Source organism: Micromonospora sp. CNZ322 (genome assembly GCF_007827755.1).
Genome location: NZ_VITD01000014.1, coordinates 165,340 through 188,908, shown reverse-complemented (window position 1 = coordinate 188,908; position 23,569 = coordinate 165,340). Strand labels below are relative to the sequence as shown.

11 protein-coding genes are annotated in these 23,569 nt (G+C 69.0%); 6 read left to right on the top strand and 5 right to left on the bottom strand.

All coding sequences use genetic code 11. The features are described from left to right. Positions 1–382: 382 nt before the first annotated feature. Together FB453_RS27395 and FB453_RS27390 are read right to left on the bottom strand one after the other, a co-directional pair. Positions 383–853 (bottom strand): hypothetical protein, encoded by a 471-nt coding sequence (locus FB453_RS27395; protein ID WP_145794880.1) that lies wholly within the window; start codon positions 851–853, stop codon positions 383–385. Positions 854–1,005: 152 nt separating this feature from the next. Next, positions 1,006–2,889 (bottom strand): AfsR/SARP family transcriptional regulator, encoded by a 1,884-nt coding sequence (locus FB453_RS27390; RefSeq protein WP_145794877.1) that lies wholly within the window; start codon positions 2,887–2,889, stop codon positions 1,006–1,008. Between the two features lie 761 nt (positions 2,890–3,650). On the opposite strand from FB453_RS27390, the gene lepB reads away from it, so the two are divergent. Then, positions 3,651–4,157, top strand: coding sequence for a signal peptidase I (lepB, locus tag FB453_RS27385; protein ID WP_145794875.1), 507 nt, complete (start codon positions 3,651–3,653; stop codon positions 4,155–4,157). A 160-nt stretch (positions 4,158–4,317) separates the two neighbouring features. Here the strand turns inward: lepB and FB453_RS27380 are convergent, their stop codons facing one another. The 3 genes from FB453_RS27380 to FB453_RS27370 form a co-directional block, all read right to left on the bottom strand. Then, on the bottom strand, positions 4,318–4,911 hold the full coding sequence (locus FB453_RS27380) for a hypothetical protein (protein ID WP_186718586.1): 594 nt from the start codon (positions 4,909–4,911) through the stop codon (positions 4,318–4,320). A 23-nt stretch (positions 4,912–4,934) separates the two neighbouring features. Further along, a complete protein-coding gene (locus FB453_RS27375; RefSeq protein ID WP_145794871.1) occupies positions 4,935–13,679 on the bottom strand; it encodes a golvesin C-terminal-like domain-containing protein in 8,745 nt (2,914 codons plus the stop codon). A gap of 135 nt (positions 13,680–13,814) precedes the next feature. Beyond that, complete coding sequence (locus tag FB453_RS27370; protein ID WP_145794869.1) at positions 13,815–16,523, bottom strand: MGH1-like glycoside hydrolase domain-containing protein; 2,709 nt, start codon at positions 16,521–16,523, stop codon at positions 13,815–13,817. 42 nt (positions 16,524–16,565) lie between these two features. On the opposite strand from FB453_RS27370, the gene FB453_RS27365 reads away from it, so the two are divergent. The 5 genes from FB453_RS27365 to FB453_RS27345 all read left to right on the top strand — a co-directional run bounded on the left by FB453_RS27365 (position 16,566) and on the right by FB453_RS27345 (position 23,499). Next, complete coding sequence (locus tag FB453_RS27365) at positions 16,566–18,509, top strand: glycogen debranching enzyme family protein (protein ID WP_145794868.1); 1,944 nt, start codon at positions 16,566–16,568, stop codon at positions 18,507–18,509. Positions 18,510–18,645: 136 nt separating this feature from the next. Beyond that, the gene (locus FB453_RS27360; protein ID WP_186718584.1) at positions 18,646–19,983 is read left to right on the top strand and encodes a glycosyltransferase family 4 protein; all 1,338 of its coding nucleotides are present in this window, start codon (positions 18,646–18,648) and stop codon (positions 19,981–19,983) included. An 83-nt stretch (positions 19,984–20,066) separates the two neighbouring features. Continuing rightward, on the top strand, positions 20,067–21,398 hold the full coding sequence (locus FB453_RS27355) for a serine/threonine-protein kinase (protein ID WP_486480492.1): 1,332 nt from the start codon (positions 20,067–20,069) through the stop codon (positions 21,396–21,398). A 17-nt stretch (positions 21,399–21,415) separates the two neighbouring features. Beyond that, positions 21,416–21,748 (top strand): hypothetical protein, encoded by a 333-nt coding sequence (locus FB453_RS27350; RefSeq protein WP_145794866.1) that lies wholly within the window; start codon positions 21,416–21,418, stop codon positions 21,746–21,748. 119 nt (positions 21,749–21,867) lie between these two features. Then, the gene (locus FB453_RS27345; RefSeq protein WP_486480491.1) at positions 21,868–23,499 is read left to right on the top strand and encodes a serine/threonine-protein kinase; all 1,632 of its coding nucleotides are present in this window, start codon (positions 21,868–21,870) and stop codon (positions 23,497–23,499) included. The last annotated feature ends 70 nt before the right edge of the window (positions 23,500–23,569 follow it).

Sequence of the window (23,569 nt, the reverse complement as noted above, 5' to 3'; positions counted from 1 at the left end):
CGCCTGGCTCCACCACTACAACCACCACCGACCCCACACCGCCACCAAAGGCCAACCACCCATCACCAGGTTGACCAACGTCCCTGGGCAGTACAGCTAGCTAGTTGTCGACGGCACCGAGGGTGGTGCCGGCCTCCGTCGACCGACATGATCGTGCTCGATCCAGGATCGAGTGGCCTCCCGACGCCGGCAACGCCACTACAACATGGATCGAGCGCGATCATGCGGGGGAGCGGGTTGGGCGGGCGCTGGCAGGGTGCGGGGCAGCGGCGGTCAGCGGCCCAGGGGGAAGATCAGGTCGGTTGCCAGCGCCGTCCAGCCAGTCTGGTGCCAGGCGAACAGGCCGGCCCCGTTGTCGCCGTGGAAGTACTGGGGAGACAGCTCACTGATCGAACAGCCCCTTGATGCCATGTCTTGTGAGCAGCTCGGGCAGGGGGTCCACGGAGCGTCGACGGCCCGGACGCCAGATGCGCCCCACGTTGATGGAGGCGTTGGGTCCCGGGACGTCGTAGGGACCACCCCGGGGGTAGACCGCCAGGGAACTCCCCCACATCATCCCCGCATCGACCCAGCCCATGCGCTCGATCTCATCCCAGGCGTACGAACGCCGCAAGCCTGAGCGATCGCGGATCAGCAGCCCCAGGTCGTCGGCGAACACTGCGTTTTTCAAGCGTGTGACGGCGACGATGATCGAGGCGGCACCAAACGCCAGGACTGTCCAGTTGAGCAGGTCGAAGAGCACCTCGACAACGATCATCACGACCAGGATCACGCCCGGTATCGCGATGGTGGGCCAGACCCGCGACTGACCGAGGACCTGCACCTCGCCCACCGGTTTCACCGACTCCCCCACGACCGATCACGATAGTGAATGTGTCGCACATCCGCGTTCCGCGTCACGCCATTCGACATGAGGCGCGCTTGAGGTCAGGCACGCTCCCGGTCGAGCGACATTGCCGGCAGCCTGATGAGATTCGACCCCGTCGTCACCACCTGCCGTGTCCCTCAGAGGTGCTCGAGAACGCCCTGGAACGCCGGACGGTCACGGTCACCAGGGGTGACCCGCCACCCATTGATCAGCTGCCGGGGCACGGGTGGCAGCGCGGTCAGTTCCGCGGCGTACTCACGAACCAACGCCGGCAACCGGTAGCCAGCCGGCTCGTCGAGGTACACCAGGTGCGTGTCGATCAACTCCTCGAGCGCCCGCCACACGCGCTCGGCCGTGACGCCGAGCCGCGCAGCGGCGTTGTCCGGCAGCAGCTGACCGTCCGGTACGCCGCCGAGTAGTTCGATGAGCCGACCGGCCACCTCATCCTCAGAGCGAACCGCCGCGAAGCCGGTGGCGAGCCGATCCCGCATGGAGAGGTCACCGTGCGCCAACCAGTCCAGCCGGCGACGTCCGTCGCCGATCTGGGCGACCAGCCGATCCATGGACAGCGCCGGCCGGCCGGCCAATCGTGCGCCGGCGACCCGCAGGGCCAGCGGCAGTCCGGTGCAGAGCCGGAGCAGTTCCCGGGTCGCGGCGGGATCGGCGTCAAGCCGCTCCGGGCCCGCCAGCGCGCCCAGCAGGGCTCGCCCGTCAGCGTCACCGAGCGCGCCGGTCATGATCCGGCGCACCCCGTCGAGGCTCCGCAGTTGGCGCTGGGCGACCACGACGAGCGCGGGCCCGGGACCGGCGGGGACCAGTGGGCGTACCTGCGCGGCGTGGGTGACCCCGTCCACCACCAGGAGGAGGCGGCGGCCAGCGAGCCGGGAGCGGAGCCGGCCGGCACGCTCCTCCGGGTGCTGTGGGACGTCGGCGGCGGCGACGCCGAGGCTGCGCAGCACCCGGGCGACGACCTCCTCGCCCGGCATATCGGTCTGGTACCCCAGATCGACGTAGACCTGGCCGTCGGGGAAAGCGGCCGCGACGGTGTGGGCGGCGCGGACCGCGAGCGCCGACTTGCCGCCGCCGGCGGGGCCACAGACCACCGCGACGGCGGGCGCCGCGCCGGTCACCGCGGCGACCACGTCGGAAAGTTCCCGGGTACGCCCAACGAAGGCGACCAGGTCCGCCGGCAGCTCGCGGGGCGCCACCCAGCTTCCGTCGACGGCCGGTACCCGGTGCTGGGCGACAGCGACCGGCTCGGCCACCACAGGCGGCACCCAGATCAGCTCGGGCGATCGGTCGAGCATGGCGCGGTGCAGTGTTGCCAGTTCGCTACCGGGCTCGATGCCGAGCTGGTCGTAGAGGCTGTTTCGGGCCGCCCGGTACGCGGACAGCGCAGCGGGGGTGTCGCCGCACCGGTAGAGGGCGAGCATCAGTTGGCCCCAGGCGCGTTCTCGCAACGGATGGGCCGCGAGGTGCTCACGCAGGCCAGCGAGCAGGCCGGCGTGCTCACCGACGGTCAACCGCGCTTCGGCCAACTCTTCGAAAATCTGCAGCCGTTGCTCGTCCAGCGTCGCCCACCGGTTGTCCAGCGAGGTGCTGCGTGGCAGGCCGTCACCGGCCGGCCCGTGCCACTGGGCGAGGGCAGCGGCGAGCAGGCCGATCACCGCCACTGGGTCGGCACTGTCCCGTCCCGCCCGGGCGTCGCCCGCCAGCCGCAGGAACTCGGTGACGTCGAGCTCACCCCCGGCCAACCGCAGCTCATACCCGCCCGGGTGAGCGACGATCCGGTCACCGACCGCGCGGCGCAGACCGGCCACATGGGAGCGAAGGTTCGCCACCGCCGACGCGGGGGTGGGGCCGGCCCAGACCATCTGCGAGAGCCGGTCCAGCGAGACCGGCCGGTTCGCCTCAAGGGCAAGCCCGGCCAGCACCGCCCGACGCTTGGCAGCACCCATCGCCACGAGCTGGCCATCGACCCGTAGCTCCACAGTGCCCAACAGCCGAATATCGATCTTCATCTCACCGCTCCCCCGTTAACCCATGAGCGCGCTCAGGCTAGGCGGCGGTGCAACGGCACAACAAGGCCAGCGTAGGGCGACAACGAGGTGACGAACGTCAATTTCCACGACAGCGTGTCGGTGTAACAAAATCGGAAGGACAGGCGCTCCTTCGAAGAAAGGCTGACTACGTGAGGCAGCCGTCCTCGCGGGAGCAGGGCCGGGCGGGCGGGCTGCTACACGCCCATCCGGCTGCCGTGCTGATCAGAGGGACAGGATAAAGGGCCGAGCGACAGCACCAAAATGCCCGCCTCCGTCACTTGATACCGGGTTGCCAGATCGATACCGGATTACGGGCCGCCCCTCCTCTTCGGCCATTCAAAGCGGTCCAGGAGGAGGACGTGATCGCCTCGTACCGCCAGCCCAAAAGGCGACTGTTCTTCGTCACCTTGAAAGTGGTCTCTCCGCCTCGATCCAATGTGACCACCGAGTTGTCCAAGTCCACTACTGCCACCAGGCCGGCCATTGACAGATTGAGCGAGTAGCAGTGGAAGCCGACGTCAGCCGCACGAGAGTCCGTGGAGAGAACCCAGGAGGGACGGCCGTCCGTCAACCAGCAGCAGATTCCGGGGAGTAGGACCCCAGCTGCGAGGTCCTGCCGTCCCGCACCTGGAGGTAGCGCCCAGAGACCCGCCTGCCGAGCAAGGAGCCGTAAGAAGCCGGCGGCGCAGCCTCCGCATGGGATCCCGCAGACCGCTTGGCTCACCGGCGGCACCGCTGGCATGATCCGGGGCGTGCACAAACCAGCCCTCGTGATCGGACTCCTGGTGGCCCTGGCTGCCTGCGCGTCGTGCGCAGAAGTCCCCCAGAACAAGACCTACCAGGTCGGCTCACCCTCGATGGAGCCGACGATCGCGGAGGGGTCGACCATCACCGCCGAGGTGGTGGAGCCTGGCGGCTACCAGCCGCGCCAGGGCGACATCGTGGTGTTCGACGTTCCGGACACCTGGGATGCCGAGGGACAGGACCAGCCACGGGTCTATCGGGTGGCTGCGGTGCCCGGCGACACCATCAGCTGTTGTGACCCGCAGGGCCGCATCGTCCGTAACGGTACCGCCGTAGACGAGCCCTACCTCGCCAGGACGGGCGCCACGCCGGCAGAGATCCAGCCGTTCACCGTGCCGGCGGATGAGCTGTATCTCCTCGGCGACAATCGAGGTGTGGCCAACGACTCGGCACAGCTCGGGCCAGTGCCGGTGACAAACGTGATCGGCGTCGTCAAGCGCTGAGGCGGGACCCGGCAAACGAGGTCGACGCACTGACCGACGACAGCGCCCCCCGGATGGGAACGACCTGGGCCCTTGCGGTCCCGTCCCGTCCGGAGGGCGCTGCCCTTTCAGGAACTCATGCTCGGGTCAGCCCCGGGCGTGCAGTGGCCGACGTGCCTTTTCAACTCCGCCTGTTCGGATCGCTCAGTGCCTCCCACTCCTCCGTGCTGGGCGGATACGGAGCCCAGTGCGGCAGGTAGAACGGCAACTGTGGTGGATCTGCCACGGTAAACGGCTTGAATTCCGGGTCGGCGATCACCCGGTGGACGAACTCGGCCGTCGACATGTCAAACCGTTGCAACGGCCCGCCGTCGCCCCCGCGGGACACCACCGGCCACCGGTTCGGCTCCACGGAACGGTCCGCCAGCCAGAAGTGATCCCCCTCGGACATGTCGATACCCCACTGGATCAGGCCCGGCCCGGTGTCCGCCCCGAAGATCCCGTAGGGCGCATACAACTGGGCGGCGAAATCATCCATCGCCGCCATCTGCCGGCTACCGGCCCACATCGATAGCAAGGGCTGGTGGTCGTGCTCGTCCGTCGGCCGCAGCAGACTGAGGTAGCCCGAGAACGACCCCGGCACGAATCTCCGGCTCAATTCCTTGAAGTCGGTCGGCAGTGCGACGCCGAGTTCGGCCTCCGTCTGCTCCCATCCAGGACCCTCGGGTTCCTGGCGCCATCCCGTCTCCTCGACGATCCGGTCCACCCAGTTCATTGCGACTCTCCGGCCTTTCTCGGTCACGGTATGTTGAGAACCGAAGTGCTGACCACCGAGGCGCCGCTCGATGTCCAAGCCTCCATGGTTATGCTCGTCGGTACTGGATTATCGCCGACATAGTTGGGCGTGGCCGTGTAATACACGGTGTTGCCCGCCTCAATGGAAGCCGCGATCTGGTTCTCGAATGCCTTCATGGTGACGCGGTTGGCTCTCGGGTACAGCGGCACCAGGTTGCGACGGTCGTAGCCGCTGCCGCCGAGCTGACGGCCGAGCAGGTGGCCCCGGTCGAAACCCGCCTTGCTGCCCTTCGGGAAGCTCTCCTTGAAGCCCGGCTTGTCCTTTGGCCACGGGGCGGGCGAGCCGATGATCATCGTGTCGGGAATGCCGCTCTTCAAGAGGTTACCGTCCTGGTCGGTGTAGTTGAAGCCGGTCTTACTGAGACAGGCCGCCACCCCCCGCGCCCGGCCGTTCCCGTCCAGCGGCCGGTAGTACGTCCAGTTTTCCGCGCCGTCGCCACAGTCCTGCTGGGTCCTCGGGGCAACCGTGTCGATCGGCTTCCACTCGACCTGTCGGTCCGGGGTGGTGAACAGGCCAAGCTCGTAGTTGGGCTTGCCACCGACGGCAGACTCCTGCCCCGAGGAGGCCGTGGGACTGGCGTCCAGCAGGATGTCGGCAAAGAGCCTGAAGACGGTTAGGGCCGGGTTGCCGCGCCCCTTCGTGACGCTCTTGCCGACCCCCTTAACGGCATCCTTGAGGTCGCCCCAGATTCCGCTGAGGGTGAGATGGCCGTCGATCTCGACGCTGCTGATCGGGTTGCCGCCGCCGAAGGCGTACCGATTGCCGTTCCACGGGTCCAGGCCGAGGTTCATGTCGGCCAAGGCACCGTTGTAGTTGTCCCTGGACAGGAACCTGTTCAGGTTCGGGCTATAGTCACGGAAACCCATGTCGTAGTCGCCGGAGGCCTGGTCCCACCGCTTCGCGTTGAAGCGGTAGGCGTTGTACGGCTCCTTCGTGGGGTCCGTCGCGTCCGGCTTGTCGATGCCTGTGAACTCGACCTCGTTGTCCTTGCCGTACGCGGTGTAGCCGTACGTGGCCTTCGTGTTGCCCGACTCGTCGGTCAACTGCTCGACATCGGTGTGCGGGTTGTAGCCGTAGTAGCCGTCCTCCTCGGTCCCGTCGTCCTTGTGTGTGACCTGGGACAGACGCTGGCCCGACGGCGAATACTGGTACGACTTCGCAACCTTGCCGGCGGCCTCCTCGTCCAGGATCTCGGACGAGAGGCCCAGGTAGTTGAAGGTGGTGAGCTTCTGCTTCGGACCACCGGCGTCCGTCGTCTTGGTCGCCGTACGGTCCAGCGGATCGAATGTGTACTTCGTGACCGAGGTTGCCGTGCCCTTCTTGGCCCGCTTCTCGGTGATGTGGTCGAAACCGTCGTAGATGTTGCGCTCGATCACGGTGCCAGCCGCGGCGATCGTGTCCAACCGGCCGAAGGGGTCGTAGTTGTAGGACGACGTCACTCCGCCGGTCGTCGCCGTGAGGAGACGGTTCCGGTCGTAGTTGTACGTTGTCGTGGCGCCCTTGACCGTCTGGTTGATGACGTTGTTGTTGGCGTCGTGCTCGTAGGTTTCCGTGCCGGGCGCATCGCCCGTCTTGGTGACCGACACCAATCGGTCGCGCGGGTCATAGGTGTTCTGGGTGTTGTTCGAGACGTACGCCGAGGAGTTGTCGGCGCGCATCTTCTTGCTGTTGTCGGTGAGGCGGTTGCCGTTGAGGTCGTAGGTCATCGAGTGCTCGGAGACCACCTGCCCGTTGGGCTTCTCCTCGACCTGGGACTTCAGCAGGCCGTCGAGGTAGTAGGCGTGCTCAACGGTGTTGCCGTTGCCCTTCGTCTCCTTCAGCCTTTCGCCACGGCTCGTGTACGTAAAGGTGGTGACCTTCTTGTCCGTGGCGGTGGCCGACTTACTGTTGGTGACCTTCCAGACCTGGTCCCGCTCGTCGTACTCGAAGACCGAGTACTGCTTGTCATGCTCGGTGGTCAGCGGGGCGCCGTTCTCGTTGTAGCTGAACGTGGTGGTGTTCTTGAGCGTCCCCGACTTCTTCTCGGTGACGGTCTCCACCTGGTTCAGACCGGTGTACGTGACGGCGTAGCTGTCGACCCGGCTGTTCGGCGACGAGTCCGTGACGGTCTCGAGGTTGCCGTTCGGGTCGTAGCGGTAGGCGTAGTCATGCCGTTCGTCGTCCGCCTCGCCGGTGTTGTTCCGGACCAGCTTGACCGCGTCCGCGACGACCGTCCCGGTGGCCTCGTCGGAGAGCGTTACCCGGTGGCCGTTGCCCTCCGTGAAGCTGTACGAGCCGAGGCTGACCCAGGTGCCGGCGTTCGCCGCCTGGTTCACCGACTTCACCGCGTTGCCGGCGCCGTGACTCACCGTGTACTTGGCGTCGGTGGCCGCGCCGGTCACGGTCGGGTATCGGGCGAACACCTGGTACGTGCCGGCCTGCGGCACGTTCAACTGCCAGGTGAAGGTATTCGCGCCGGTGCCAGCCGACCGGCTGGCGTAGTTCGTGCCATATCTGTTGGGGGCCGATTTCGCCACCGCCCAGGTGCCAGTCGCGGTGGTGTTGTTGAAATCGGAGTTGTCAACCAGCACCACCTGCCTGCCGACCGGGACACCATTGTCCCCGCGGGACTTCAGCTTGCCGTCCGGGTAGTAGGACCAGGTCATCGTCCGGTTGGCCGTGGACGTCGACGGGTCCTCACCGGCCGGCGTCAGCGTCCGCTTGGTCTGACCGCCAAGCTCGTTGTAGTCGTACCCGGTGGCGATGTCCCACGGGTCGCTGGTGCTCTTCGTCCAACCGTTGTCGAAGTAGGTGTACCGGGTGTCGTTGCGGACCTCTTCGCCCGCCGACGGCGGCGCCGACAGGGTCTTGAGTCGCCCTGCCTCGTCGTACTCGTAGGTGGTGACATCCGCCGTCTTGTTGCGGGCATCGTCCTTGTCGAAGGCGGTGCGGCTCTCCTTGACCCGGTTGAGCTTGTCGTACACCTTCACCGTGGTGAAATCGTCCGGGTCGTCCGTGGTGGCCACGCCCCGCGGGCTGATCACCTTGGTCTGGTTGCCGACCTTGTCGTACTCGTACTGAGTGGTCCGGTACGTGACGGTCCCCGCGTCGGCCGTGTGCGGGATCTTTACCTGCTTCGGCTTGCCCCGCGCGTCCAGCGTCGACTCGATGGTGTTGCCGAGCTTATCGGTGGTGGACACGACCAGGCCGTCCCGGTCGTATGCCTGGCTCGTCCACTTGCCGAGGGCGTCCGTGGTCTTGGTGAGCCGGTGTGCCTTGTCGTGCTCCAGCAGCGTGGTGTAGTCAGCGGGATCGGCAGTGGCGTTCTTGCGCGCGTCGACCACCTTCCGCACATTGCCGACGTTGTCGTACTCGTAGGTGATCTTCTGGCCCTTGGCGTTGACGACGCTGATGAGCTGGTAGATCTCGTCGTAGCTGTTGGTGGCGGTGTAGTCTCCCGCCGTCGGGGTCAAATTCCCCTTCGGCTCGGTGACCGTTCGCAGATGGCCTGTCTTGTCGTAGGTGTAGGAGGTCCTCCGCTCCGGGTCCCCGGGCACGTCGACCGGTGCCAGCGTGTACGCGAGCTGGTCGGCGGTGTCGTAGAAGGCCTTGGTGACCGCGCCGTTGGGCGCGTACGACTCAGAGACGTTGTCGTTCTCGTCGTACTTCCGTGGCGGCGTGACGATCCAGACACCCGCGGCCTGGTCCTTGGCCACCCGGAACTCCAGGGGGCGCCCGAAGGTGTCGTACGACTGGAAGGTGTCGTGCTTTAGCGCGTCGGTGACCCTGGTGACCTGCCCCCGCGGGTCGTACTCGAACGTGGCGGACCGGGTCTCCGCATCGGTGATGGTCTGCGGGTAGCCGTTGTCGTCGAACCGGCTGTTGGCAGTGACGTTGCCCTCGGCGTCCGTCGCCGTCAGCAGCTGGCCCCACGCGTCGTAGGTGTATGAGGTCTTGTAGTCCTCCGGGTCCAACGTGGTGTTGCCCATCGGGTCGACGACCCAGGACAGGTCACCGTCGGTCTCGTAGCCGAAGGTCCACTTGCGTCCCTCCGGGCTGGTCTTCTCGGTCAGCTCCGCCACGTACCCATTGAGCTGCCGTTGGTAGTTGAGGACGGTGCCCGAGGTGCCGTTGGCGACCGCCTCGGGGTCCTTCATCTCGGTCGGGTAGCCAGTCTTGGCGTCGTATCGCCATGACGAGACCGCGCCGTTCGCCTCCCTCAACTCGGTGACGTTGTGCCCGTCGTCCCAGGTGAGGCCCATCGTCTGGTTCTTGGCATTGGTCGTCTCGCGCGCCCGGCCGTATCCGTCCAACAGGTAGACACTCGCCCGGCTCTCCGCGTCGGTGACCGTGGTGCGAATATCGTTGGTCGCGTCCGGGTCGACGTAACCGAACTGGGTGAGGTGACCGAGCCTGTCCTCGTAGTTCTTCGTCCGCCAGTGCCACTTCGGGTCGTCCCCGGCGGACGGCGAAAAGTACTGCAGTTCGGTGGCGTTGCCTCGCGGGTCGGTGACCTTGACCAGCTTGACGTTTTTGTTGCCCTGCGTCATGTCGTAGGCGAACTTGAACGTCTTCGGCGCACCCATGGTGCCGCTTGAGCCGTACCCGTCGACCAGCTCGCCGAGTAGACCCTTGTCCGTGTAGGTGAAGGTCATCTTCCGACCGGAGATGTCGGTGATCTGCGAGATGTGGTCGATGATCTTCGGGTTGGTCAGGTTGGTCGCCCCGGACACCCGGGCCCAGGTGGTGTCGTTGATGTAGTCGTAGGTCTGACCCTTGGCGTAGTAGTCGATCGTCAGGGTCTTCCGGCCGGCCGCGTCGGTGATGTACCGGAGGAACTTGGTCGGCTTGTTGTTGGACTTCCGCTCCTCGTAGGTGAACGTCATCGTGTTGCCGTTCTTGTCCACCGTGCTGGTGAGAAAGCCCTCGCAGTCGTAGTAGAACTGCGTGCGGTCCGGCTTGGTCAGCCGCCAGGCCCGCTGCTCCTGCGTGTTCGGCTTGCAGTCGAGCGCGGTGACCTTCTCCAGGTACAGGTGGACGCCCTTGGGGCTCTTCCACGTCGAGGTCGCCGGATCCCAGGTGAACCAGTGGCTGGTGCCGTCGCCGTCGGTCAGGGTGACTTTCGTCGGGTTCGGGTTGGGGTGGAAATTGAGGGGGGTCCCCAGGCGCATCATCGATGACGCCTGCAGCGACCAGCCGTGCCCGGCGACGGAGTCGCTGGTGTCCAGCGAGTTGTAGGACATCCGGACGAAGGTTGACGGGCCGCGAGACGGGTTGGTGAGCGCGTCATACGACCAGACGGTGTTGCCGGCGTACAGGTTGTTCATCAGGGTGCCGCCGGCGCCGGTGTTCTTCCCCGCGTACGAGTAGAACTTCTCCAGACCGAGTTGGTCGGAGGTCGGCTCCTCCACCGCCACGTTCTGCGGCAGTCCCTTGATGGGGCTGATCGCCGAGAGCTTCCGTTGGTCGTTCTTGTTGCGCAGGTCCCAGCTGAGGACGTATTCGCTGCGCTTGTTGCCCTCGGTCGACGACGGCGGGGTCTTCACCTGCGCGGTGACGTCGACCGTGCCACCGGCCACCACATTCTTCGGCAACGGCGTGCGCAGCTCGTAGGTCTCGTCGGGGAATTCCTCCAGGACACCCGCCGCGTTGTACCGCTTCCAGTCATAGGACAGCTCCCAGTCGGCGGTGTTCCAGGCCGCGAGGGTCGGGTTCGACACGGTCACCGGGAGGGTGTAGGTAGCGTTCGGAGTCAGCGTTTGCGGCGTCGAGGCGGCGTAGTAGGTCGACTCGGCGGTCTGTTCGAGGTAGGTGACCTCCAGCGTCGGCCGCAGCAGGGGCTCTTCCGCCTCGGACGACAACAGCATGGCCCGCGCCGTGAGGTTCGTTTCGTCGCGCTGGCGCAGGAGGAAGCCCTTGTTGCTGCTGGGCGTGGTGAGCCAGCCCTGCACCGCGGGCGTGACGTTCCAGTTCGCCCACTCCGGGTCGTTGGTGAATCCGTTGAAGCTCGCCTTCCAGCTGGTGTCGTAGTCACCGCCACCACCGGTCGTGAGCCACGCGGCGGTGCCGTTGCTGGTGCTCCAGGTCGCCTTGCTCTCGTCGAACGCCGTCGTCAGCTTGTGGACGTCGACGTACTCGTCGGTGTCGGTGCCCGGGTAGAGGTAGGTGTTGTACATCCTCAGCTGGGCGTCGACCACCTGGGCGCTGGTCGGGACACCGGCCAGGGCGGGGAACTTGATCAGGCCCCGGGTGTCGCCGTAGTAGTCGGAGTTGTTGCCCGGACTGACGTACGGGTCACCGTCGTAGACATCGACGTTCTCGGTCGAGCGGGTCTTCGACAGTGTGGTGTCGATGACGCCGTCGGTGCCGGTCGCGTTCGTGCCGGCGGTCCGGTAGATCCGGGTGATCTGGCCCGCCTTCGGCAGCATCGCCGGCTGGGTCGGACCGGCGAAGAGCTGCCCGCCCCGGGTCTTGACCGCCACCATGTAGTAGTAGAACTTGCGGTCCATCGGGTTGGTGTTGTCCGCCGCCGTCGGCACCGCGGTGGTGTCTTGATACGTCAGTGTGCTCGACGAGACCGGCGCGATGAGCGTCGTGGCCGACGGCGTGAAGTTCTGGTGCACACTGCGGTGCACCTGGTACTCGACCACGTCGTCGTTGTCGGCCGTGGTGGGCGTCGGGTCACCGTACGACGGCCAGGTCAACACGGCGCCGGTCGAGGTGACCGTCGTCGGCGGGTTCACTGCCACACCGGGCCGCCCGTAGGTGACGACCAGCTTCGGCAGGTTGTAGTCCCGCCGGTCGTTGGCGTAGGCGTACTCCGACGCCTCGAAGACCGGGCCGCCCTGGCCGAGGGTCGTCTCGTTCTTCGCCTGCAGCGAGAAGCCGTAGTTGGCCTGGGTCTTGTTGACCCATTGCTGCACCACGCTGCGCACCGGGAAGGACAGCCAGGCGCTGGACTTCGCCGCGTCCTTCACCGCGCCCTGCTTGCTGAACCGCACGGCGTCGGCGATCACGGCCTCGTTGGCCACGTCGGCGAGCACGACCTTGCCGGTGGTGCCGGCGTCGAACTGGTGGGTGCCGAGGGTCTTCCAGGCTCCCTTTTCGTCAGGCGTCCGCTGGTCAATCGTGTAGTCGGTCCTCTTCCCGCCGGACGAGTGGACGGTGTATTTGGCGGTGTCGGTCCGGTCGAAGGCGCCGACGTAGTGCACCTCGACCTTGTAGTCACCGGCTTCGGTGAGGGTCGGCGTCCAGGTGTAGGTCTCCCCGGTCACCGCGTCCTTGTTCACGCGATAGTCGGTGCCGACCGCCTCCGAGGTCAACGTGCTCGTCGACGCTGTCCAGGTGCCCTGCGCCGACGAGCCGGTGTTGCCGTCGTCGACGGTCACGAAGTTGCCCGCCAGCCCGGTGTCGACCTTGTTGTACATCGAGTTCCAGGTCGCGACGTCCTCGTCCCACGCGGCGGTGACCCGACGCGCCTCGATCGGCACGTCGTACTGCCAGGCGGTGTGCGTCTGGGAGTAGTACATCTCCAGACGTGCGTCGTCGATCGTGGTGTTCGCCGGAACCAGGCTGGTGTCGAACTTGACCAGTGAGCGCCACTTTCCCGAGCCCGACGTGCCGACGGACAACGGCCACTTGGTGACGTCCTGCCCGTACGCGTGGGCCGGGTCGGCGGAGTTGATCTGCACGTCCTGCGCGTCGGTCGGCACCGGCTGGACCTTGATGGTCGGGTCGATGACCACCGGGTAGACCCGTGCCCGGTCGGCCAGCCAGCCACCGTCGGCGGTAACCGTGATCGTCGACCGGCCACCGGTCTGGCTCACCCTCTGGGTGACCTTGTCGCTCCACACCTTGCCGACCGGTGACGCCTTGTCGTCCTTCGCGTCGTACATGAACGGCGCCGGCATCACGAAGACCGGCTCACCGCCGCCCGGACGGACGAAAGCGATCGAGCCGTCCTCCCGCTGCTGGGCGGTGAGGCCGGCTGTGTCCAACGTGAACGTGTACGACACCGGGCCGCTCGGGGCCCGGCGCAGGACGATCTTCTCCTTCAGCGCCGTGGAGGTGACGTCATACACGACATCCGCGCCACCGGCCACACCGGCGTAGGTCACCGTCGAGCCGGACACCGTCGGCGTCACGCCCTTCGCCGCGCCCTCCAGACCCAGCTCGATGCTCCGCCCACCCTGCTCGAAGCGGACCAGTTCATCCGAGCTGTCACCGAACAGGCTGGTGAAGCTGTTCGTCAGGTTGCCCTGGACGTACCCCTTGTCCTTGACCGGACGGACCCGGGTGTCGATGGTCTGGAACTTGCCCTTCTCGTCCCGGTAGTGCAGCGGAACCATCGAGATCTCGGCCTGCGTCCGACCGTCCGAGAGCTGGTAGACCTTGCCGTTGGCGGTCCGCTTGCCGGTGAGCTCCTTGACCCGCTTCTGCGGCGGCCACTTCTTCGCCGCCGGCGGCTTCTCCTGCACCGCCAACCCGGCGCTGACCACCTCGTGCTTGGCCCGATCGGATCCGCTCCCACCCACCAGGTTGTCGGCGGCCTTCCCGAACCTGGAGAGGAAACCGTCGTCCTCCGCGGCGCTCGCCGCGCGATCCGCACTGTCGGGTTGGTGGTCCGATAGGACCTCCGTCCCGCCCAGCGTGGCCACCAGGGCCAGCGCCAGCCCCCCGATCAGGGGACCCCGCAATTTCTTCTTCACCCGTTTCCCTCCGGTCTGGAGACAGACACGTCGGGTGGAGGCTAGGAACGGGCGATATACGGACCGGCATCACTCAGCTACTTTCCAGCAGCCGACCCCGGCCGAGCAGGGGTTGGGGAAAGCTCCACGAGGACGTCAGCGGCGGAGGGTGAGGATCAGGTCGGCTACCAGGGCCGTCCAGCCGGTCTGGTGCCAGGCGCCCAGGCCGGCCCCGTTGTCGCCGTGGAAGTACTCGGGGAAGGCGATGAGGTCGCGCCAGTCCGGGTGGGTCTGGAACATCTGAGCGGCACCGTAGATCGGCCGTCGACCCCAGTCGTCCTGGGTGAACAGCGAGATCAGCCGGGCGGAGAGGTCGTCGGCGATCTCGTCCAGGGTGTGCTTCACCCCGGAGCGGGTCGGGTACTCCACCTGGAGGTCGTCGCCGAAGAACGCCGCGTAGTCGCGCAGCGCGCTGATCAGCAGGAAGTTCGTCGGCATCCAGATCGGACCGCGCCAGTTCGAGTTGCCCCCGAACAGTCCGCTGGTCGATTCGGCCGGTTCGTAGCCGACGGAGAACTCCTGCCCGCCGAGGGTGACCGAGAACGGCTTGTCCAGGTGCGCGCGGGACAGCGTACGGAGGCCGAAGTCGGAGAGGAACTCGTCCGGGTCGAGCATCCGGGCGAGCAGGCGGACCACCTGCTCCGGGCCGACCATGGACAGCAGCCGCTGCTGCCGGCCGTCGGGACCCAGTCGGCGAGTGCCGATCACCTGGGCGTACTCCGGGCGGTTGGTGAGGAACCAGCGCAGCCGGGCGCCCAACTCCGGTAGGTGGTGCAGGGTCCGGGCGGTGAGCCGGGTGGTGGCGGCCAACGGCAGCAGCCCGACGACGGAGCGGACCTTCAGCGGCACCTTCGTGCCGTCGGCGAGGCGCAGCACGTCGTAGAAGAAGGCGTCCTCCTCGTCCCACAACCCCTGCTCGTACGCGGCGGCGGCAATGTAGGCGAAGTGCTCGAAGAACTTGGTGGCGGTGTCCACCCAGGTCCGGTCGTGTTCGGCGAGCACGATCGCCATGTCCAGCAGGTTGAGCGCGTACATGCCCATCCAGCCGGTGCCGTCGGACTGCTCCAGCACACCGGCGACCGGCAGCGCCGCCGAGCGGTCGAACGGCCCGACGTTGTCCAGCCCGAGGAAGCCGCCCTCGAAGACGTTGTTGCCGCCGGTGTCCTTGCGGTTGACCCACCAGGTGAAGTTCAGCAGCAGCTTGTGCATCACCCGGGCCAGGAACTCGTAGTCCCGGCCGCCGTCGATCTCGAACACCTTCAGTGCCGCCCACGCGTGCACCGGCGGGTTCACGTCGCCGAACGCCCACTCGTACGCCGGGATCTGCCCGTTGGGGTGCAGGTACCACTCGCGGAGCAGGAGCAGGATCTGCTCCTTGGCGAAGCCCGGGTCGACCCGGGCGATGCTCACGCAGTGGAAGGCCAGGTCCCAGGCCGCGTACCAGGGGTACTCCCACGGGTCGGGCATGGAGATGACGTCGAAGCTGGTCATGTGCCACCAGGCGCTGTTGCGCCCATGTCGACGTCCGGCCGGCGGCGGTGTCGAGCCCGGGTCGCCTTCGAGCCAGCGTTTGACGTCGAAGTGGTAGAACTGCTTGCCCCACATCAGCCCGGCGATGGCCTGCCGGGCGACCAGCGCCTCGTCGGGTGTGGCGGCCGGCGGGATCACTCCGGCGAAGAACCGGTTCGCCTCGGCCCGCCGCGCCCACACCACGGCCTCGAAGCCGTCGCTGAGGTCGGCCGGGGGCGGCGGCGCGGCGGCCGGCGGCGACGCGGTGCGGGTCAGCCGCAGCCGGATCTGGCGCTGCCCGCCGGCCGGCACGTCGAGCACGTAGTGCAGGGCGCCCTTGGTGCCCTCCCGGGCCGGGTTGACGGTGGCCGCGCCGTTGACGACGTGGTCGTTGATGCCGTCCTTCGGGTACGGGGAGCGGCCGGGCAGGCCCCAGAGCCGTTCGGCGTTGGTGTCGTTGTCGCAGAGCAGCGGCACCGGGCCGCCGTCGCCCTCCAGCAGCAGTTGGCCGAGCACCCGGTGCTCGCCGACGAGCCGGGTGCCCTGGCCGGTCAGCCGGGGGATCCGGTCGCCGCCGGGCAGGCCCCAGGACCAGGTGTTACGGAACCACACTGTGGGCAGGACGTGCAGGGTGGCCGCCTGGTCGCCCCGGTTGGCGACGGTCACCACCATGCAGAGGTCGGTCGGGGACGCCTTGGCGTAGTCGACTGTCACCGCCCAGTACCGGTCGTCGTCGAAGATCCCGGTGTCCACCAGCTCGTACTCGGTGTCGTCGCGGCCGCGCAACGCGTTCACTGCGACGAGTTCGTCGTACGGGAAGGCCGCCTGCGGGTAGTGGTAGCGCCAGCGCATCCAGGAGTGGGTGGGCGTGGAGTCCTCGTACCACCAGTACTCCTTGACGTCCTCGCCGTGGTTGCCGCCGTCGCCGCCGAGGCCGAACATCCGCTCCTTGAGGATCGGGTCCTTGCCGTTCCAGAGGGCCAGGGCGAACGCGAAGGTCTGTCGTTCGTCGCAGACGCCGGCCATCCCGTCTTCATTCCACCGGTAGGCTCTGGACCGCGCGTGGTCATGCGGGAAGTAGTCCCAGGCCGTACCGTGCTCGCTGTAGTCCTCCCGTACCGTCCCCCACGCCCGTTCGGACAGATAGGGACCCCATGCACGCCAGTCCTGCTCCCCCGAGTCGGCCTGGGCGAGCCGGAGCCGCTCAGCGTCGGGTGGCGAGGCGTCGGAGGACGATCGGTCAGTGATCACGTGCACATCTTTGACGTCGCCGCGGTACTTGACCACAGCGGCCATTCTCGTCGTGGCGTGTTACACCCCGCCGCCGGTGGAGGAAAGTTGATCGACATTCACTTCGGCCCGCAGATCTGCGGCGACCTGACCAGCGCGGCCAGCCGGGAGTGGCTGGTCCCCGACGGCCTCGGCGGCTATGCGATGGGCACTGTCGGCGGGCTGCGGACACGTCGCTACCACGGTCTGTTGGTGGTTCCCGGCGAAACGCCGGCGTCCCGCCAAGTGGGACTGGTCAGCCTCGATCCGGCGGTCACCCTGCCGTCCGGCGCGCGGGTGCGCCTCGGTGCGCACGAGTGGGCCTCCGGCGACGTGGACCCGCGCGGCTTCGAGCTGTTGGAGCGCTTCGACCTGATCGACGGGCTACCCCGGTGGCGGTGGCGGATCGGCGCGGTGGTGATCGAACGGGAGCTGGCCATGCTGCCCGGCCGTTCCTGCGTCGCGGTGGTGCACCGGCTGGTCGCCGGTGGTCCGGTCCGGCTGGAGCTGTCGGCCGCCTGCACCTGGCGGGACGCGCACGGCGAACGGCGGGCCGACGGCCCCATCCCGCAGGTCGAGGCGGTGGCCGACGGCGCGGTGGTCGAGGGCGCGTACCGGCTCGCCGGCCCGGGCTGGGCGCCCGAGGGGCAGTGGTGGCTGGGCGTACACCACCGCGAGGAGGCCAACCGGGGGCTGCACCCGGACGAGGACCTCTGGTACGCGGGCCGCTTCTCCGGTGAGCTGGAACGCCCCGGCGACACCGTGTCGGTGCGGGCCTGGGCCGGTCGACTCGACGAGGAGCCGCCGCCGGCCACGGAGATCGTGGCGACCGCGAGGCGACGCAACCGGCGGGTGGTCGCGACGGCGAAGCCGGCCGACGACATGGACGCCACCCTGGCGCTGGCAGCCGACGCCTTCGTGGTGCGCACCAACCAGGCGGCGGTGGACGTGGTGGCCGGCTACCCGTGGTTCGGGGCCTGGTCGCGCGACACGATGATCTCGTACGAGGGGTTGTTCCTCTGCACGGGTCGCGCCGACGAGGGTCGCGAGCTGCTGCGGGCGTACGCGGCGACGCTGTCGGAGGGGATGCTCGCCAACACGGCCGACACCGGCCGGGTGGAGTACAACACCGTCGACGGCACGCTGTGGTTCCTGCACGCGGTGAGCCGGCACGTCACCGTCACCGGCGACACCGACCTCGGCGACGAACTGCTGCCCGCGTTGCGCGCGGTGATCGACGCCCACACCGCCGGCACCCGGTACGGGATCCGGGTCGACCCGGCCGACGGGCTGCTCACCCAGGGCGCCGCCGGCACCGCGCTGACCTGGATGGACGCCCGGGTGTACGGGGTGCCGGTCACCCCGCGGACCGGCAAACCGGTCGAGGTCAACGCGTTGTGGATCAACGGGCTGGCCGGGCTCGCGGAGCTGACCGAGCTGGCCGGGCAGGACGCCGACGAGCTGTGGCGACGCCACCGGCAGGCCACCGCCTCGTTCCGGGAGCGGTTCCCGGCTCCGACCGGGTGGCTGCACGACGTGCTGGACGCGCCCGCGCCGGCGTACCCGCTGGGTGGCGCCGCCCTGCACGACGACGACGCGTTGCGCCCCAACCAGCTGCTGGCCTGGTCGCTGCCGTACGCGCCGATGGAGCCGGACGAGGCGACGCTGCGGCGGATCGCGGGCGGGCTGCTCACCCCGCTCGGGCCACGCAGTCTGGCCCCGGATTCCGCGGAGTTCGTGGGCCGGCACCGGGGCGGCCCGGCCGACCGGGACGGGGGCTACCACCAGGGCACGGTCTGGCCGTGGTTGCTCGGCCCATACGTGGATGCCGCGCGTCGGGGGAAGATGTCCGTCGATGACGTATTCGTTGGCATTGAGGCCCATTTGATGGAATATGGGTTAGGCTCGGTGAGCGAGACGGCCGATGGCCTCGCGCCGCACACCGCTACCGGGTGCCCGTTCCAGGCATGGTCGGTGGCCGAGCTGCTGCGGGTGCGGCGAAAGAGCCAGTAGCGCTTTACACGACCGCAACGGTGGTGTCGCCGCTGGTTATCGCGATCCCGGCAGGATTGGCCTCGATCCAGACGCGACGGCGACATCGATTCGGTGTCGGTCGGCGCGCGCCCGGGGACAACTCAAAGGGGGCCGCATGTCACTCGATGCCCACGTGATCGACATCAACCCCGCCCGACAGCTGCGGGTGCTGATGCTCTCCTGGGAGTACCCGCCGGTGCTCGTCGGCGGTCTCGGTCGACACGTGCACGCCCTCTCCGTCGCCCTCGCCGCCGCCGGCCACGAGGTCACCGTCGTCACCCGCCACTCAGAGGGCGCGCCCCTGGAGGAGTACGCCGACGGCGTACGCATCCTGCGCGCCCCCGAGGACCCGGTGGCCTTCCCCCTCGCCACCGGCTCGCTGCTGGCCTGGACCATGGCCTTCAACCACACCCTCACCCGCACCGCCCTGCGCGCCACCCAGGCCGGCTCCTACGACGTCATCCACGCCCACGACTGGCTCGTCGCCCACACGGCTGTCACCCTCGCCGAGCACCTGGACCTCCCCCTGGTCACCACCATGCACGCCACCGAGGCCGGTCGGCACCAGGGCTGGCTGCCGGAGGAGATGAACCGCACCATCCACGGCGTGGAGCACTGGGTCAGCGGCTCCTCCATCCGGGTGATCACCTGCTCCGGGTACATGCGCGACCAGGTGACCGCGCTGTTCGACGTACCGGCCGCCCAGGTCGACGTGGTGCCCAACGGGGTCGACGACCGGGCCTGGCGGGCCCGCCCCCGAGCGGTCGCGTCGGCCCGGGCACGGTTCGCCGGGGACGGCCCGTTGGTCGGGTACGCCGGGCGGCTGGTCTACGAGAAGGGCGTCCAGCACCTGGTGCACGCCGTACCCCGGCTCCGCGAACGACACCCGGGGCTGCGCGTGGTGATCGCTGGCGACGGCCCGTACCGCACCGAGTTGGAGGCGGAAGCCCGGCGACTGGCCCTCAGCTCGACCGTCAGGTTCACCGGGTTCCTCGACTCCACCCAACTACCGGCGATGCTCGGCGCCACCGACGCGACAGTGGTGCCCAGCCTCTACGAGCCGTTCGGCATGGTGGCGCTGGAGGCGGCGGCCGCCGGAGCGCCGCTGGCCGTGGCCCGTACCGGCGGCCTCGCCGAGATCGTCGAACCCGGCGTGACCGGGGTGACGTTCCCGCACAGCGACCCGGACGCGCTCGCCGGCGCGGTCGGCCAACTGCTCGGCGACGAGGTCTTCGCTCGGCGGCTGGCCCGCCGGGCCCGCACGATGGTCGGCGAGCGGTACGGCTGGGCCACCATCGCGGCCCGCACCGCCGCCAGCTACGCCACCGCTCGTCGCGAGCACGGCCCCGTGCAGGCCCGACGCGCGGCCGCCCGACTGAGCGGCGGGCGGAGCCGGATCGCCATCCCGGAAGGGAACCTGCTCGCCGCCGCCGTCGACCACGCCGCCTGCTGAGCCGAGTCGGACGACCGATAGGTGACTTCCGATCCGCTGGTTAGGGTGTAGCCCGGACAGCGGCTGAGGAGGAGCGTGCACAGGTGCTGATCGCCGGTCGGTACCAGCTGCTCGACCTGGTCGGTCGCGGGGGCATGGGTCGGGTGTGGCGCGCCCGCGACGAGATGCTGCACCGCGAGGTGGCGGTCAAGGAGATCGTTCCACCGAGTTGGTTGGCCGATGCTGAACGGGCCGAGGTGCGCTCACGCACCATGCGGGAGGCGCGCGCCGCGGCCCGACTCAACCACCCCGCCGTGGTCCGGCTCTACGACGTCGTCGCGGTCGACGGCAGCCCATGGATCGTCATGGAGTACGTCCCGTCCCGCACACTTCAGGACGTCGTGGACGCCGAAGGGCCGCTGGAGCCGGCCCGCGCGGCCCGGATCGGGCTGGCCGTGCTCGACGCGCTGCAGGCCGCGCACACCGCCGGGGTGCTGCACCGCGACATCAAACCGCAGAACGTGCTCGTGGCGCACGACGGGCGGGTGATGCTCACCGACTTCGGGCTGGCCACCTTCGACGGTGGCGACGGCGCGATGACCCGCCCCGGCATGGTCTTCGGCTCCCCGCAGTACGTGGCTCCGGAGCGGGCCGCCGAGGGGGTGTCCACGGTGGCCGCCGATCTGTGGTCGCTCGGGGCTACCCTGCACGCCGCCGTGGAGGGGCAGTCCCCGTACGCCCGCAGCACCGCGATGGCCACCCTGAGCGCGCTGGCCGCCGGCCCGCCGGACCCTGCCCCGCACGCCGGGGCGCTCGCGCCGGTACTTGACGGGTTGCTGCGCCGCGACCCGCGCGAGCGCCTCGACCACGAGACGGCCCGCCGGTTGCTCAGGACGGCCGCGACCGGCCGCGCCGACCCGCCGTCGGCGACCGACCGACAGTCGGTCGACGGGCCGGTGCCAGGGCTCGTTGGCCACCCCGCCACGGCGGACGACCCCGACGACCAGGAGCCCACCGTTCCGCTGCCCGACCCGGCCGCCCCGACCGCGGCCGGTGGCTCCTCCGCCACGCCGGATCCGGCCGCCGCCGGGCGTACCGCGCGTCGCGTCGCGGTGGTCGCCGTCGCGCTGCTGGTCGCCGTCGTGGCCGGCGTCGCCACCGCGCTGACCGTCGCCGACGACAAGCCCCGCGACCCCACCGGCTGGTCCACCCCGTCGCCGAACCGTCCGCCCAACGGCGGGCCGTTCGGCCCCGGCCCGCCACCGAGGGGGCGGAACGTCCCCCCGCCCCCGTTCGCCTGTGTCCGCCCGGACGTCGTCGGATCGCCCGTGCAGGCGGTACGCCGAACCCGGGCGAGGAATTCCGGCCGCCGCCAGGCTGGGTCTGGCACGCCGACACCGCCGGCTTCCGGGTCTCCGTACCGGCGAAGTGGCTGACCTCCCGCGACGGCACGGTGGCGTGCTTCCAGGACCCGGCGACCGGCCGGGCCTTCAGCGTCGCCGAAGGCGGCACGGTCGGCCCCCTGGAGCTTCTACAGACCGCCCGCGAGACGGCGGCCGGGGCAGGCGCCCTGCCGGGGTACGACGAGATCCGGCTCGCCGAGGGCGACGGCGGAGCCGAGTGGGAACTCCGTTGGCAGACGCCGCACGGCCCGTGGCTGCACGCCCGGCAGGAGGTCCTCGGTGCCGACCGCTGGACGCTGGGTTGGATCACCCGGGACGAGGACTGGGCCGGGGCCGCAGCCGACTGGGAACGGGTGCGAAAGAGTTTCCGACCACCCCGCTGACCTGCACCGTATGGCCATGATCCGGACCACCGTCCGTCGTGGATCGAGGCCGCTCAGTGGATGAGAAAGCCGGCATTGGTGGCTATCGTGGATCCCGGGGTGACCGAGGGGGAGCGACCGTGCATCAGTTGCTGATCGCGGGTCGGTACCGGCTGCTCGACCTGGTCGGCACCGGCGGCATGGGCCGGGTGTGGCTTGCTCGCGACGAGATGTTGCATCGCGACGTGGCGGTGAAGGAGGTCGTGCCGCCGTCCTGGCTGGCCGAGACCGAGCGCGAGGAGTTGCGGCTCCGAACCCTGCGTGAGGCGCGCACCGCCGCCCGGCTCAACCATCCCAACGTGGTCCGCCTCTACGACGTGGTCCACGACCGGGAGAGCCCCTGGATCGTGATGGAGTACGTGCCGTCGCGATCGGTGCAGCAGATCATCAGCGCCGAGGGGCCGCTGAGCCCGCAGCGCACCGCCCGGATCGGGCTGGCGGTGCTCGCCGCGTTGCGCGCCGCGCACACCGCCGGGGTGCTGCACCGTGACGTGAAGCCGCACAACGTGCTGGTGGCCGACGACGGGCGGGTGGTGCTCACCGACTTCGGGCTGGCCACCTTCGACGGCGGTGACGGTGTGATGACCGGGCCCGGCACGGTGCTCGGCTCGCCGCAGTTCGTCGCCCCCGAGCGGGCCCGCGAAGGGGTGTCCGACGCCCGCACCGACATGTGGTCGCTGGGCGCGACGCTCTACGCGACGGTCGAGGGGCAGTCACCGTACGCACGGTCGAGCGCGATGGCGACGCTCAGCGCACTGGCCACCGAACCACCGGATCCGATGCGTCGGGCCGGCCCGTTGCGTCCCGCCCTCATCGGCCTGTTGCAGCGCGACCCCTGGCGGCGCTTGACCGCCGCCGAGGCCGAGCCGCTGTTGCGCAGCGCCGCGGCGAGCCACGACGAGCCCGCCGGGTCGGTCCGCTCCTCGGCGGTCGCGGCGGTCCTCAGCGCCGGGCGGGCCATAGCGCCGCACCCGGTCGAACCGGTGGCCCCGCCGGACGAGCCGGCCACGCCGGCCCCGAGCCCGCGCCCGCGGCGCCCACCCGGCCGGCGTCGACGCCTGATCGCCCTGGGTGGTGCGGCCACCGCTCTGCTCGTCGCGGGTGGCGTCACGCTGGCGCTGGTCAACCGGCACGATGATCGGACCCCACCGTCCGGCTCGGGTGGTGGCGCGCCGACCTCCCGGCCGGCGGCGTTCGCCTGCACGTCGGCCCCGCCACCGTCGGCGACCCCGGTGGGGGCGGTGTCACCGCCACCCGACGTGAAGTACGGGCTGCGCGAGGGCTGGACCTGGTACGACGACCCGACCGGGTTCCGGATCGCCGCGCCGGTGGGGTGGGCGCGCTGGACCGAGGGCTCGGTGACCTGTTTCCGGAAATCCGGCGGGTCCCGGGTGCTCAGCGTGGAGGCGGGGCCGGCCCGCGCGGATCCGGTGGCGTACTGGAAGGCCGAGGAGGCTCGGCTGACCGCGACTGCGGCGCTGCCGGGCTATCGCAGGGTGGACATCTCCGCGATGGACATCTTCGAGGGTGGCGCGGTGTGGGAGTGCGGCTGGCAGAACGCCGTCGGCGTTCCGGTACACAGCTTTCGGCTGTTGGCCAACACCTCGGCCGACCGTTCCTACACCGTCTCGTGGTTGACAGAAGAGTTCGACTGGCAGGTCAACGCGGCATACTTGCCGATGATCCGGCAGAGCTTCACCCCCACCCTTTGACACGGTCCGATGTGGACCTTCCGGGTGATGCCCCTGCGGCGCCGACGCTTACTACAGTGGCGTAGTTTTG